We start from the raw sequence: 14,365 nt of genomic DNA, 5'->3' as shown, positions 1-14,365 counted from the left end.
TGATCGCGCCTCTCTTCCTTCTGGGAAAAGGAGAGAAACAAGATGGATAAGAAAGCGCTCCGGAAGTTTGCGATTGAGGCGCGGAGGAAGTTAACAAAGGCTGTTATCCAAAAAGCCTATCAATTTGGTGTGACGGAAGACAAAATAGAAGGGACACCGTTAACCGATGGAATGCTGGTAAATGGGGTTCCATATGGAGCGGAACATAAACGGCAATATGACAAGCTTATTCGGCGAATCAATCAAGAAGGCTATGAACGTGTGATAGAAGAAGTAACTTACACTTGGTTTAACCGTTTGATCGCTTTGCGCTTTATGGAAGTCAATGATTACTTACCTATACGAAAACGATTTTTATCATCAGAGCAACCGGGCAAAGTAGAGCCCGATGCTGTTAGTGACGCCCATAAACTTATCGAAGATCTTGAGCTGGACGCTGATACAGTGTATCAATTACAGGATAAAAATAAGGCAGATGAATTGTTTAAGTATCTTCTTGTTAAGCAAAGTAACCTTTTAGGGAAACGAATCCCAAATGTCTTCGATGAGATTGAAGGTGAAGTTGAGCTGCTATGTCCAGATTTTCTCCTCCAAGAAGGCAGCGTTCTCGATGATATGTTAAAGATAGTTCATGAAGATGATTGGAAGCAAGTCGAAATTGTCGGTTGGCTTTATCAATTTTATATTGAAGAAGAAAAGGATGCTGTATTTGCGCAAGCGCGCTCGAAAAAGATCTCCAAACAACAGCTACCCGCAGCGACACAATTTTTTACTCCCGACTGGATTGTCCAATACATGGTTGACAATTCCCTTGGGCAATGGTGGATCGAACATAAAAAAGATGATAGCTTCGCAAAAAAGTTAAACTATTATTTGGAGCCGGCAGAGCAAACGGAAGATATCCAAAGACAAATGGAGGAACTAAGCGGAGGGAAAAAAGCATTAGAAGATATTAAAATTATGGATCCGGCGGCCGGTTCTGGCCATATTCTCGTTTATGCATTTGATGTCCTCTATGCTATGTATGAAGAAAGCGGCTATTCCGCACGTGAAATTCCTACACTCATTTTAAGGCACAATTTATATGGCCTAGACGTGGATAAACGCGCCGTACAACTAGCCACATTTGCGCTTATTATGAAAGCAAGAGAGAAAGATCGCCGTTTCTTACGTACAAATAAAAACCTGGATATTCACGTCATGGATTTTGAAGATAGCAATATATTGACAGACGAAGACATCGAAATGTTTGCATTGGATTCCGGTCTTAATGAGAAGTTACTAGAATTAAGGCGATTGTTCGTGGATGCTAAGTTGTACGGCTCGTTGATAGAAGTTCCTGATTTCGACTGGGATGCATTATTTGCATTAGATCGACGATGGGACGATAGGGAAAGCAATTTATTAGAATATGAGTTCAAAGCTTATAAGCGTCCTGTTATTACGAAAATGATAAAACAAGGTCTATTTTTAGAAAAAGGAAAATATGACTTTGCAATTACCAATCCGCCATACATGGGTCGAGGCAGTATGCATGCGGATATGAGTAATTACGTGAAGGAAAGATATCCGGACAGCAAAGCTGATCTATACGCGATGTTTATGGAAGTAAACCAAAGGCTCGTGAAAGAAGCAGGATTCATAGGCATGATTAATATGCATTCATGGATGTTTTTATCAACAATGGAAAAGCTGAGAGGTAAAATAATAACTACTAATCAAATATATTCTATGGTTCATTTAGGTACTCGCGCATTTGCAGAAATCGGAGGTGAAGTAGTACAAACAACTAGTTTTATATTAAGAAATACTATTGTGAATGGTTTTGATAGCAAATTTTCTAGGTTGGTAGATATTAAAAATGCTGATGACAAAAAATATTACCTAATTGATAGTAACAAACATTATGTAATTCCCCAAATTGGGTTTAGAGATATCTCTGGATCTCCAATAGCCTATTGGGCAACTGACCAAGTGAGGAAAATCTTCAGAGAATCCTCAAAGCTTGCTGATTTAGCAGAGCCAAGAGTAGGCCTGCAAACAGGAAATAATGATAGGTTCTTAAGACTATGGCATGAGGTTGATGTAAACAAAATTGGATTTGGCATGAACAGTAGAACAGAAGCTGAGAATTCTAACATGAAGTGGTTTCCCTATAACAAAGGGGGGAGCTATCGTAAATGGTATGGAAATATGGATTATGTAGTTAATTGGGAAAATGATGGACAGGAGATTAGAAATTTTACGGATGATAGTGGGAAACAACGTTCTGTAGTCCGAAACCCATCATACTATTTTCAAGAGGGCATAACATGGTCAGATGTGACTAGTGGTGGAATATCAATGAGATATAGACCTCAAGGTAGCATACACGATGTTACCGGTATGACTATGTTTATGCAAGACCTGGAAATAAATAATTTATTAGGACTGCTTAATTCAAAAGTCATTTTTGAGTTGATTCAGCTTATAAATCCAAGTATGCATTTTCAAATTGGAAATGTACGTAATTTGCCTATAAAGGTTAAGCGAAACGAGGGCAAAAATCTTATTGAACAAAATATTTATATATCTAAAAATGATTGGGATTCATTTGAGACATCTTGGGATTTTCAACAACATCCTCTATATAATTTAATGGAAGAAGCTAATAGAATTGCAGATGTGTATAAAGTATGGGCTATTAAAACAAATGAAAGATTTCAACAATTAAAATCCAATGAAGAAGAGATAAATCGACTTTACATTAAAGAGTATGAGTTAGAAGAAGAAATTACTCCTGAAGTTGTAGATAAAGAAGTTACCATAGAACGTGCTGACTTAGATCGGGATATCCGTAGTTTCCTCTCTTACTGCATCGGCACTATTTTTGGACGCTACTCCCTCGACACACCAGGTCTCGCGTACGCTGGTGGCGAATGGAATGCCAGCCAGTACGAAACCGTGATCCCAGAAGCGGATAACATCATTCCAATCACCAACGACCTATATTTTGAAAATGACATTGTTACGCGTGTGGCGGAGGTTGTGGAGAAAGTTTACGGCACAGACACACTCGAGGAGAACCTTGAATTTATTGCTGACGCTTTAGAACGAAAAGGTTCTGAAACCGCTCGGGAGCGTATCCGTCGTTATTTTGTTAAAGAGTTTTATAAGGATCATCTCAAGACCTACCAGAAACGTCCGATTTACTGGATGTTTTCCAGTGGCAGGCAAAATGGGTTTCAGGCGCTCATGTATTTACATCGTTATGATCAGGATACGATTGCGCGTGTGCGGACGGATTATTTGCATCTGCTACAGCGGAAAATGGAAGATGAAGTTAGCCGTTTAGATGAGACGATCAATAGTGAAGCCGGCACCCGTGAAAAAGCACAAGCGAGGAAACGGCGAGAAAAACTATCAAAGGAACTTACCGAAATGCGGGCATATGATGAAATCATATCGCACCAAGCAAATCGGCGCATTGAACTTGATCTGGATGATGGGGTGAAGATCAATTATGCGAAGCTCCAAGACTTAGCGCTAGAAGAAGGTGAGCAACAAGGGAAAGATCAGCTGCTTCTTAAAAAACTTTAACTTTTTGCCAGTATGGTTGGCTTCTCCATGCTGGCATATTTTTTTAGCAGTCGAAATCTGTTATTCTTAGGCTATTGATTATGATAGAAGGGAACTAGCGGGATGAGAGAAGAATTGACGCCACGATTACAGCATTTATTTGATCGCGAGTTAAAACGTGGCCAGACTCGTCATATTGTTTTTTGGTATGATGCCAACGCGGATTATCAGAACGAAGTACATGATATCCATTTGGATCAGGTGCGCATTCTTGATGGGCGTACATACGGTCAGTTTCAAATGAAATATGAAATTGAAGCGGGCAACCATGACCATCTGTTATTATATTTTCCTTACCCACAACCGGAAATTCAAGAAGACTGGTTAAGGGACGTTTATGAGTATAGCATGTCTTTTCATATGGATCATATCGCCATGTTAATGGAGGATCTGGCATTAGAAGGTGAACAGCTCAGGGCGGCTTTTGATCGCTACAACATTTTTTTTCGGGCGAGGGATCGGAGAGAAGCATTTCGGAAAGTAGCAGCCCGGCTCGATATTCAACGTGAAGATGATGTAGATTTAGCCGTCATGTCTGCCATAACAAAGGTAGACACGATTCATTTCTTTTCAGTAGTGAAACATGTTGCAAGCGGTGAAGCGGAAGACGAAAACAAGGCATGGAGTCGGTTACAAAAATACGGCAGAGCTGATGTATTTTGGGATTGGACACAGCGTTATTTTGGATATCCGTTGAAAGGTAATAAGCCTTCCATTTCAGGTTTTATTAAAAGCTTATTGTTGACCCATGCCTCGGATGAAGTGGGTATTGCTTTCCCGGAAAAAGAAGCAGCTACCCCCTTGGATCCGGTAGATTGCGAAGTGTTTATCAATCAATGGCAAAACGATCCTCAATATTATCAAGCGTATCGAACGCTGGCAAATAAATATGAACAAAGTGATCTCGTTTTCAAGTTATTAAGCTCCGTTTCAGAAGAAAAGCTCTTACATGGAGATACATTTTCATTTTTTGATGACACGATCATTGCCTATACGATTGCACGCCTCGTTGAAGGCGGTCAAAATTTCAATCGCTACCAGCAATTGATCACTGCTAGGCGCTCGACCCATTGGTGGGATCTTTATGAAGATAAATATCAAGCCATAGAGGCAGCGATTGCTTTAAAAGCAGGCGTGTGGTCTCTGGAGCAAGAAGGTCTCCCATACATTAAAGAGGAGCTATTCGATTATTATCGAAACGAGGGTTATCGTTTTGATGGAAACTATCGAAAGTTTTACACAGCATACGATCAGGTACAGAGGCGATCATCCATTTTGGATGAGCTAAAAGACGAAGTTGAGGAGATCTACCACTATTTTCTTAATACATTGGACTTTAAGTGGAGTGATGCGTTAGCCCATGAAGGTGGCTTAGAAGTGGGTGACGTACCCTCTCAAAATAAATTTTACACTCATTTTGTTCGAAAGCTGGCGAAAAAGCAAAGGGTCTATGTCATCATTTCAGACGCCTTCCGTTATGCCCTTGCTCGTGATTTAAGTGACCAGCTCAACCATCAAAATAAATACGCAGCAGAGCTCCATGCCATGGTGGGGCAAGTTCCATCGTATACACCGCTTGGAATGGCTTCATTATTGCCGCATCGAACATTAGCTTATCAAAACAATAGCTATTTGGTAGATGGACAACCGACGAATAGTACGAAAGCCCGTGAAGCTGTATTGCAACAAAAACAGCCTGACTCGATGGCTATCACTTATTCCGAGCTGCAGTCACTTTCAAAACAAGCATTACGGGAACGGTTGCGTGGCCAGCGAATCGTTTATATTTATCATAATGTTGTCGATAACCTTGGCGAACAAGGCCCAAGCGAACACCAAGTACTCACCGCGGGTGATCGTGCTGTTGAAGAATTAGAGGGTCTCATCCTTCGACTTTTTAATACCGTATCAGCTGGTGACTTTTTAGTGACCGCAGATCATGGTTTTATTTATACGAGAGATCCGTTGGGAGAAAGATCGAAACGGCCTAGAGATGGGTTGAGTGGGGATCTAGAGAATCACCGCTTTATTGTGAATGATTCCTCGGATAGAGAACAAGGGACGTTGACCTTTCCGTTTCCGGCAGAAACAGATCACCCTCTATATGTCCATGTCCCGAAAGGGACCACTCGCTTCAAAGTTCGGGGTGGGGGAGAGAATTATGTCCATGGTGGTGCTTCATTACAGGAATTAACTATTCCCGTTCTTCATGTGCAAACAAGCCGAAAAGGACGAAGTGAAGGAGATGCCCCTGTAAACATTCAATTGACGAGTTTAACCCGAAAGCTAACCAATAGCGTTACGTACCTTGATTTTCTTCAAAGTGAACGTGTAGCGGATCGACGACGACCGGCTCGTTATCTCGCTTGTTTTGTCTCCGAAGAAGGCACAGTGGTATCAAACGTCGTCCACATCATTGCAGACGCAACAAACGCACAACCCCAAGAACGCGTCTATAAAGAAAAATTCGTGCTCGCTCAAGGTGAACATGATCAGGATACTACGTATGATCTTTTAGTGACTTATGAGGACGGTACGGAGTATATGCGTATTCCATTTGCGGTTGATATTTTGCCTAGTATATGATTGAGGTTTGAGGGAATTCCCTTCCTCATATAGAATTCAGTTTTGAGGAGGGGAGTAAGACTATGAATTTTTCACCTAATGTTTTTCACATGTGTAAAAAATGCGGGAAGAAGTATGATTTTCAGGAAGGGATTTTTCACAAATTCTTTTATGGTGATAGATTAGGATGTTCCTATTGTTTGAACGATTTTGATGTCTATAAAGAGATGATTCATGCATTTAACTATTATAGTTTAGGTCAACATTATAGTTTAATCGGATGCAGATCAAATAGTAAACAGATAGACTTAACTCCAGGGAGGCCATACGAATTAGATCTTACTGACGATATAGGTAAAGGGAAATTGGTTTATATTAACTACACTCCCTTAGGTATGGGCGTGCTCCCGATTGAAATACATGGCAATTCTCCGCGTAAACCTTTTGGATCCAATCAAATTACGCTTTATCCTGCGGATTTTATGGGAGAAGCTGCTATAGCAAAAGCGACTGTTTATTATTGGTATGTTCCCGATCATCTCATTAATGATATATCAGTTATGCTGATGCTAGATGCTTTTGAAAGGTATTATGAGGGGAGCTTTAAACACTCAATTGTTTCAGCTCAATCTTCTTTAGAAGTATCATTATCTACATTTCTCAAAGATACTATACCTAAAACTTCAAATACTAAGATTGACAAGTTATATAAAGAAAAGAATACTTTCAATCACCGGTATAATAAAGTATTACCAAAACTTATTGAGCTGTTACAATTTCCTGAAATCGGCGGATCCATTAATAAAAAAGTAAATGAACTTAGGGCTATACGCAATGAAATTATTCATGAGGGTGACAGTGCGACTGAATTAGATGAGGGGACTTTAAGGGATATGCTAATTGGGATTTTTTTAGCATTCAAATATTTTAAGTTAATAGGTAAATCAAATTTTGAACACGAATGATACAATTGTTCCTTCGATGTGTTTAACGCCATTATGAACGCTTGGAATGTTACTTCCGCCTACTTACGACAGATAGAATCTCTAATTTATGTTAAGTTGCCCATTCTGATTAGCTTCTATTATATAGCCGTTTGGATCGTAACCTGTATATCGGGTTCGATGGCAGGCACATTATAATGCCGATAGAGCATGCGAAAGGCCGCAATAGTGCCTACGTGACGACCTTTATGTTCAGCAAGCATATCAAACAACCGGGGTGGGGTTTCATTACGATCCGCAGCTTGTCCTGACTCACGAAGACAAAACCATCCGATCGTTTTAGAAACCGACTGCTTGTTTTCAAGTTGAACAAGCTTGATCGAAATGCAAACGGTTGGCAAGGGAGATCAGGAAATGTATGAGAGCGGTAACCCGGAGGTTGTGGCATGGGCGGAAGAATTGATTAGAGCTTGTTCGGTGTATGAATAGATATAAAATGGAGGCTCGGACATAACTAAAGTGTTCAACTCTAAAAACAAACCATACATGATCTTAGCGGAGGAAATATACGTAGACTCCTGTGCGTGGCTGCCCGCGGAAACCGAAGTGTATTTCAAGAGGGGATATATGGACCCATTATGTTCGGATTTTTCTTGGATCACAACTTTTGTCCCAGCCCCTCCTTCTCAGAATAACTACCATTACGAACGTATGTATGATACAATGTAAATACAAACAATTGTTCTCTATAAATAAATGAATAAAGGGAGGGTTAAAGGAGGAGATGAATTAAAAGGGTTAAACACTATTATTAAATACCTATTTAATCAAAAAGAAAAGATGAATATATAACGAGGGGGAGGTTAAATGGAAAACCAGTCTGATATTTTTATGTGTCAAACTGAAGATGGAGACACAATGATCAATGTAAGCTTAGAAAATGAAACCGTATGGATGACACAAAAAGGGATCGCTGAGTTATATCAGAAAGGTGTTAATACAATAAATGAGCATATTAAGAATATTTATGCTGAGGGCGAACTGGATGAAGAATCAACGAATCGGAAAAATCGAGTAATTCAAATGGAAGGTAAGAGAGAAGTTGAAAGAGATATTTCATTTTACAATCTTGAGATTATTCTATCTGTTGGGTATAGAGTTCGTTCACACCGTGGTACACAGTTTCGACGGTGGGCAACTGAAAGATTGAACGAGTATTTGGTTAAAGGCTTTGCCATGGATGATGATCGACTTAAAGAAATGCGTAATATTGGTGAAGATTATTTTGATGAATTACTTGAACGAATTCGAGACATCCGTGCTTCAGAGAAAAGGTTTTACCAAAAGATCACTGATATTTATGCAACTTCCGTGGATTATGAGCCACAAGCTGAAATTACCCGGGAATTTTTTGCAACAGTTCAAAACAAGTTACACTTTGCGGTCCATGGATATACTGTTGCAGAACTCATTGCTAAAAGAGCGAATGCGGAAAAAGAAAATATGGGGTTAAATACATGGAAAGGTGAAGGAGTTCGTAAAAGTGATGTGACGATAGCCAAAAATTATTTGACAGAAGATGAATTAGATTCACTAAACAGAATTGTCACGATGTATCTTAATTATGCAGAAGATCAAGCCAAACGTCATCAACCTATGTATATGGAAAATTGGACGGATAAATTAAATGCTTTTCTTAAATTTAATGAACGCGACATCTTGGAAAATGCAGGCGAAATATCAAAAGAAGTCGCAGGTCAACTCGCCATAGGTGAGTATGAGAAATATCATCAACATCGCTTAAGTCTAGATCAAAGAGATGACTTTGAGGATTTTATCAAGAATAAACGGTTAGATAGATAATCTCAGGCGACTTTCAATAATAGATTTAGTTATGAACTGGTAGGAGCAAATGCCAAATGATGTGATGGCACTACCATTTCAAAAGATGGAAAAGAAGTATATGCCGGAATAAATTTTTCGGGCAATAGGGAAAAATTTCATCCAAAAAGCACCAAACAATCGTTGTTGGTGCCGGGTTAGCAGGGCTGGCAGCAGCAAACGCGCTTGATCGTGAAGGCATTGGTTATAAAGTGATTGAGGCCAGCAACCGCTCGAGTGGGAAAGTTTTATCCGATCGGCAAAACTCTAATTATGTCTTTGAATTGGGTCCTCAGTTTGTAAATAAGGATATGACTGAAATGGCTCGTTTGATCAAAGCTTCAAATTTTACTTTCCTCACTAGGCTATCCGGTATTTGATGAATTGAGACGCGAGGACAAATCAGTGGGGGACGATTTATTTTACTGTGAAGGTAAAGGGGTCAAGGCGAGAGGGCAATACACAGAGGAAGGTTTTGTGATCTTTCAAGGTTCCCAGATGGTTGAGGAAGTTATAAATAGTGCAAGTAACTGGGTAAGCGAAAAGCGTGAAGCTCTTATTGCAGACGGTGTAGCAACTTTCAAAACAGATCATTATGAATTTCTTGAAGACCACCGATTTCCTTCACCAAGTCAAGCAGCTGCTGTGGTTAAAGGAGGAAATACAAATGGTTGGACAGCTTGGAAGAACAAAAAAGGGATAACATTGAATAAGATATATAGATCGGAATAGGATGTCACCATTGGATCATCTTTCTGTTGGGAGGATGAAGTGAAATTGATAAATAAGAGCTTGGGACACAGGGAGATACCTCCAGATGCCATCGACTTTCCTTGCTTCTATAAATTAACCGAAAATCGTGAATGGGATATAAAAGCAGCAGGGGATCTGGTTCCTCCATGGGCAGCCTATCATCCTTATATAAAAAACAGCAATGAGCATAAAAGTTTATATACCCTGAGGTTATGGCATGGGCAGAGGAATTGGTTATTGATTGTTCGGTTTATAAATAGAGCGCGTATCGAACGCAAATGTATCAATCAAGGTGGCCTGATGCTATAATGAATCTTAAGAAACAGGTGCCGAGGTGAATTGTGATGGATTCAGAGGAAATCATTTCTTATTGGCGAGATACGGCAGAAAAAGATTATCAAACGATGGAACTTATACAAAAGCAAAGATTTCCATTGGTGTTTATTCATGGGTCATCTCGTAATAGAAAAATTACTAAAAGCCGTGTATGTGAGCAAGTTTTTTTCGTACCCCCCTCGTATCCATAACTTGTTAAGACTTGCTGAAAAGTCGAATCTTCAAATAAGTGAAGAACAGGCAAATGAACTTGATATGTTAACAACTTTTAATATTAATGCTCGTTACCCAGACTACAAACAGAGTATTTATCGGAAGAGCACCGAAGCGTTTACCGCAAAACATATAGAAAAAATAAAGGAGTTGCGCACATGCCTTCACAGCGAATTAGACAAGATATAGAACAAATTGTACAAGCGTATACTGACCTTTTGAGAAAAGAACTCGACCTTCAAAGTGTTTATATCTTTGGCTCTTATGTGAACGGGAATGCTACTGAAGATAGTGATATTGATGTGGCGGTTGTTGCTAATGATTTCTCAGGGGATTCTATTGAGGATACAATGCGTTTAATGAAGATCCGTAGAGAAGTGGACATTCGAATTGAGCCCCATCCTTTTCAGAGTGAGGATTTTCAAGATGATTACCCTTTTGTAAAGGAAATTCTTGAGAATGGTTCTGAGGTTTTTTCCCAACCGGTTCGTTAAAACTTACCGTTCGATGTAGTGCAGAGACCTATCGTTCCTCCTTAAAGTAAGAATCACTTATCAAGAATTGCGCTCGATCATCGATGTAAAAATTCTGAATTTTAACTTATTTTAAGTTAGGACAAATTCTAATAGGAAGAACGAAGGTGAAAAAATGGCATCGAAAAAGTGCCAAACAATTGTTGTTGGTGCCGGGTTAGCAGGGCTGGCAGCAGCAAACACGTTTGATCGTGAAGGCATCGTTTATAAAGTGATTGAGGCCAGCAACCGTTCCGGTGGGAAGGTTTTATCCGATCGGCCTAATTCTGATTTTGTTTTCGAATTAGGCCCTCAATTTGTAAATAAGGATATGACTGAAATGGCTCATTTGATCGAGGCATCAGGCATGGAGATGAAAGAGACGGATGTGCCTGAAAATGCTATTTCTATCAGCTCAATGAATCAAGAGATTGACAAGCTTACAGATTTTGACACTCGTTTAGAAGATTGGGACGGCCAAGTTGATGAATGTTTGTCTGCTTTATATGATCGTTTTTTTGATGATGAGGTTTTCAAAAAAATCATCAGTAGCAATCACGCCGAGCTTTTAAATATCAATCCGGAACATGTAAGCGCACGAGCATTAAAAGGGATTAATGCTCGTTACAAATCGGAAATGAGTGACCTTTCGCATCAATCATCAAGACCGTTAAATCAAGCGATTGGCTATTTAGAGAAAAATATAGCCGGTAATATTTTTTACAAAGATCCGGTTCAGCAAGTTTTAGAAACAAAGGAAGGGTATACTATTATAACCAGTACGGGTGAGTACGAAGCAACATCGGTGATTATGGCTGTTCCTCCTACTGTTAGTCCAAATTTGAAGGAACAGTGTATCAAGAAGCATTAAATAGTTATATGGATGGCGCTGTTATTAAGGCTTCATGGGTGTATAAACATCCTTTATGGCATAACCATTTAGTGAATGGTAAAGAAAAACGCATACAGGAAATTGTCTACACAGATCCCAAAGGTGTCGTTGTCATGGATTCATCAAAAAGAGGGGAAGAACATCGATTGACCATGTTCATTGGCGCAGACGAGACAAAAAAATTTGATCAGCAAGGGGAGGAACGCCAAAGACGCATGGCGAATCAATTATTAACCTGATTTTTCGGCGATCAAGCCAAAAACTACGAAGAGATGGCGTTAAGTGCTTGGGTGAATGATCCGTATTGCGGCGGAGGATATGGCGCCAGTGTCCATATGGCAAGATAGACGCTGCAGAAACGTTACGAGAACCATTCCATCAGTTCGCTTTTGCTTGTAGTGAAATTGCAGAAGCATTCCCTAATTTTAGGAGGGGGCTGTTCGCTCAGGACAGTATGCGATGAACAGGATCTTGAACAATGATAGCCAAGGAAAAAAGGTGACGTGAATGCTGGCTGGTCTTTTGCTTTTTATTTTAATTGTTTTGCCAATTATACTCGTCGTATTCATGCCTTCCATTCTTAATTTTGCGGAAAAACGGTTATGGATGGTTGCACGATGGTTGTATGAAAAGTGTTTGAAGAGATCACGGTTCAACATAAAGCGAATCCTGTTTGTTTTTCAAATTGTAATGTTTTCCCTCTTACTTGGGCAAATTCTATATTTGTTATATGAGGTGGTTAGTAATCAAGACTATCCACTTTCCATTATTGCTTCATTGGCTTTTTCAATTGTGGTAATGTTTATACTAAGAGATTTAAAAACCCTCAATCAGGAGGAAGTCGAAAGCGAAGAACACGGGTATGGATATGCCGGAGAAGCAAGTGAGAAACAACAAATACTAATTAAAAATGTACAAAGTTTAGCGATCCATGCTTGGTTCTATTGCATGTTTCTTGGCATTTTACCTGTTTTACCTGATAATCCCTTGTTTTTTTATGTGGCCCTGTTGTTGCTTCCAATTTTATTAAGTTCATTTGTTCATTTCACGGACTTTCTCAATAAACCGACGAAATATAGGCGGACAGGTGCATACTTCACCATTATCGTGGTAGCCAGTATCTCTTTTTATCAGGAATTTTTGTCGTTACTAAATGAAGCGGAAGCAAATATTGCGATGGCCTTTCTAGTTCCATTCTTCATTACGATTTATTCAGCTTTGGACGGTTTTTTATTCACTTTCCTTCCACTCGTGCAACACTGGCCGATTTTTCAGAAGGTCAAAAAAGAAAATCATATGGGAAAGTCAACAACATTATCATAAGGAGTGTTCTATGCCCCGAAAACTCATCCTCAGCAGAAAAGGCTTCGATGGAAGCGCAGGCGGGAAACCGAGTCCAATTCTTGAAAACAAGTTCGTGTCATTGCCGATTCCGAGTGCAGATTCTGGTTTTTTTTATAAGGACATGAAGTTCACTTCCGAAGAAAACTACCTGAAGATCATGAAAGATTTGGGGATTAAGCAGTTTTCCGAAGCGCATCTGGATCCTGATTTGCGGCGTTCGCTGTTGGACAATCATCCGGAAGAATGGCGGGGGTTGTTTGGCCAGTCCGGGATTTCGCAGGGGACGTTACATAATCGCGATGTCGGGGAAGGCGATATTTTTCTTTTCTTCGGATGGTTTAAGGAAGCGAGAAAAGAAGTTGGCGTATGGAAGTATGTCCCGAATGCCCCTGATGTCCACGCGATTTTCGGATATTTGGAAGTGGACCGTGAACTGGATATCAAGGCAGGGGATTCGATACCTTCGTGGGCCGCCTATCATCCGCACATTAAGCACAGCCATGAGCACGCGAAAGGGCGCAATAGTGTTTACGTGGCGACATCGACGTTTAGCAAGGACGCTAATCAGCCGGGGTGGGGGTCTTTTCACTACGATCCGCGGCTTGTCCTTACCGATGAAGCCAAAAACGCCCGGTCGTTTTGGAAATTGCCGGCTTGTTTTCAAGGCGAACAAGATCAATTCACTCCCAGAATAAAAACATGGAGTGTGCTTTCTAACGGTATGATCGAAATACAAACCGTTGGAAGGGGAGATCAGGAAATGTATGTGAGCAGCAATCCGGAGGTTGTGGCTTGGGCGGAGGAATTGATTAGGACTTGTTCGGTGTATGAATAGGGGGAAGTGATATGGAGGAACGCGAAATGCACCGCAAAGTCACACGTATTGGTAACAACCTGGGGGTGAGTATGACTGAAGCACTGAAATCGATAGGAGCGAATGCAGGTGATCACTTAATCGTTAAAGTGATCAATAATGAAATTCGAATCCAAAAAAAGAAACAGATGGATGTGCCCGATGGAATCGATTCAGAGTTTTTCGAAATTCTGCAAGAAGGAATGGAAGAGTACCATAATACGTTGAAAGGACTCAGGAATCGCTGAGCGTAACAGAACAATATGGTATAATGAAGTCACTTAAACACGCAAGGTGGCCAGATCGCTCACCCCTAAGGAATGGCTTATCAAGAATTGCGTCCAGTCACCGCCATAAACATTCTGAATTGTAATTTATTTTCTTGATAAGGAAAAAGTTAATGAAATGCGGCGAGAGATGGAGGAATAAAGCAAGCTGAGATGTATCAGCATAA

14 protein-coding genes are annotated in these 14,365 nt (G+C 40.1%); all 14 read left to right on the top strand.

Going from position 1 to position 14,365, the window contains the following annotated elements:
- The first annotated feature begins 42 nt into the window (after positions 1-42).
- Positions 43-3,579, top strand: a complete 3,537-nt coding sequence (gene pglX, locus DT065_RS05885) for a BREX-1 system adenine-specific DNA-methyltransferase PglX (RefSeq protein ID WP_114371646.1) — start codon at positions 43-45, stop codon at positions 3,577-3,579.
- A 102-nt stretch (positions 3,580-3,681) separates the two neighbouring features.
- The gene (gene pglZ / locus DT065_RS05880) at positions 3,682-6,204 is read left to right on the top strand and encodes a BREX-1 system phosphatase PglZ type A (RefSeq protein ID WP_114371645.1); all 2,523 of its coding nucleotides are present in this window, start codon (positions 3,682-3,684) and stop codon (positions 6,202-6,204) included.
- A gap of 62 nt (positions 6,205-6,266) precedes the next feature.
- The gene (locus DT065_RS05875; protein WP_114371644.1) at positions 6,267-7,148 is read left to right on the top strand and encodes a HEPN domain-containing protein; all 882 of its coding nucleotides are present in this window, start codon (positions 6,267-6,269) and stop codon (positions 7,146-7,148) included.
- Between the two features lie 846 nt (positions 7,149-7,994).
- Positions 7,995-8,990 carry a virulence RhuM family protein gene (locus DT065_RS05870; protein ID WP_114371643.1) on the top strand — a complete coding sequence of 332 codons (996 nt, stop codon included), beginning with the start codon at positions 7,995-7,997 and terminating at the stop codon, positions 8,988-8,990.
- Positions 8,991-9,124: 134 nt separating this feature from the next.
- Positions 9,125-9,388, top strand: a complete 264-nt coding sequence (locus DT065_RS05865) for an NAD(P)-binding protein (RefSeq protein WP_193550824.1) — start codon at positions 9,125-9,127, stop codon at positions 9,386-9,388.
- Positions 9,389-9,413: 25 nt separating this feature from the next.
- Positions 9,414-9,740, top strand: a complete 327-nt coding sequence (locus DT065_RS05860; protein ID WP_114371641.1) for a DUF4357 domain-containing protein — start codon at positions 9,414-9,416, stop codon at positions 9,738-9,740.
- A gap of 39 nt (positions 9,741-9,779) precedes the next feature.
- Positions 9,780-10,070 carry a hypothetical protein gene (locus DT065_RS05855; RefSeq protein WP_114371640.1) on the top strand — a complete coding sequence of 97 codons (291 nt, stop codon included), beginning with the start codon at positions 9,780-9,782 and terminating at the stop codon, positions 10,068-10,070.
- 39 nt (positions 10,071-10,109) lie between these two features.
- Positions 10,110-10,499: a HEPN domain-containing protein gene (locus tag DT065_RS19815; RefSeq protein WP_418314662.1), complete on the top strand. Its 390-nt coding sequence runs from the start codon at positions 10,110-10,112 to the stop codon at positions 10,497-10,499.
- Positions 10,469-10,804 carry a nucleotidyltransferase domain-containing protein gene (locus DT065_RS05845; RefSeq protein WP_114371638.1) on the top strand — a complete coding sequence of 112 codons (336 nt, stop codon included), beginning with the start codon at positions 10,469-10,471 and terminating at the stop codon, positions 10,802-10,804. The genes DT065_RS19815 and DT065_RS05845 overlap by 31 nt, the downstream gene beginning before the upstream one ends.
- 154 nt (positions 10,805-10,958) lie before the next feature.
- A complete protein-coding gene (locus DT065_RS05840) occupies positions 10,959-11,693 on the top strand; it encodes an FAD-dependent oxidoreductase (RefSeq protein ID WP_114371637.1) in 735 nt (244 codons plus the stop codon).
- Positions 11,675-11,953 (top strand): hypothetical protein, encoded by a 279-nt coding sequence (locus DT065_RS05835; RefSeq protein WP_114371636.1) that lies wholly within the window; start codon positions 11,675-11,677, stop codon positions 11,951-11,953. Before DT065_RS05840 ends, DT065_RS05835 begins: the two co-directional genes overlap by 19 nt.
- A 496-nt stretch (positions 11,954-12,449) precedes the next feature.
- Positions 12,450-13,037, top strand: a complete 588-nt coding sequence (locus tag DT065_RS05830; protein ID WP_160112423.1) for a hypothetical protein — start codon at positions 12,450-12,452, stop codon at positions 13,035-13,037.
- A gap of 10 nt (positions 13,038-13,047) precedes the next feature.
- Entirely contained in the window at positions 13,048-13,893 is an 846-nt protein-coding gene (locus tag DT065_RS05825) for an Nmad3 family putative nucleotide modification protein (RefSeq protein WP_114371633.1), read from the top strand.
- Between the two features lie 11 nt (positions 13,894-13,904).
- Positions 13,905-14,159 carry an AbrB/MazE/SpoVT family DNA-binding domain-containing protein gene (locus tag DT065_RS05820; RefSeq protein WP_114371632.1) on the top strand — a complete coding sequence of 85 codons (255 nt, stop codon included), beginning with the start codon at positions 13,905-13,907 and terminating at the stop codon, positions 14,157-14,159.
- Positions 14,160-14,365: the final 206 nt, after the last annotated feature.

This window comes from Salicibibacter kimchii (assembly GCF_003336365.1).
In the GTDB taxonomy this organism is placed as follows: Bacteria; Bacillota; Bacilli; order Bacillales; family Marinococcaceae; genus Salicibibacter; species Salicibibacter kimchii.
The sequence above is the reverse complement of the archived record's forward strand: the minus strand, read 5'-3'. Positions and strand labels throughout refer to the sequence as shown.